This is a genomic window from Streptococcus pseudopneumoniae, from assembly GCF_038148935.1.
In the GTDB taxonomy this organism is placed as follows: Bacteria; Bacillota; Bacilli; order Lactobacillales; family Streptococcaceae; genus Streptococcus; species Streptococcus pseudopneumoniae_U.
On record NZ_JBBJZX010000229.1, the window covers coordinates 1 to 342 of the forward strand.

Consider the following 342-nt stretch of genomic DNA (forward strand, 5'->3'; position numbering starts at 1 on the left):
ACTTTTTTAATCTCTGAATAGGTTGTCATTGCTGGGATATTAACCACACGATGTCCATTTTCATCAAAGTAGTAGCGATTTGGTAAGTTTTGGAAGTTCTGTACAACTGCCTTAGGATCAATTTCTTGTCCTTCTTCTTTATTATCCACTAAAGCTAAGGTAGTATTTGCAACCTCATCCCCATATTTGTTAGAAAACTTCTTGAACTCTGGTCTGATATACCAAGTGTTTTTTTCAATAATAACATCGTCACCTTTAGCATTTAGCAAATATTCTTGCCCATCTCCAAGTTTGACAATATCATGAATATTGTATCCAGCATCTTTTCTATTTGCTAGATAG

At 34.2% G+C, this 342-nt stretch carries 1 pseudogene; it reads right to left on the bottom strand.

What is annotated here, in order from left to right:
• Nucleotides 1-342, bottom strand: a pseudogene (locus tag WKI42_RS10750) (N-acetylmuramoyl-L-alanine amidase family protein); the annotation flags it as partial.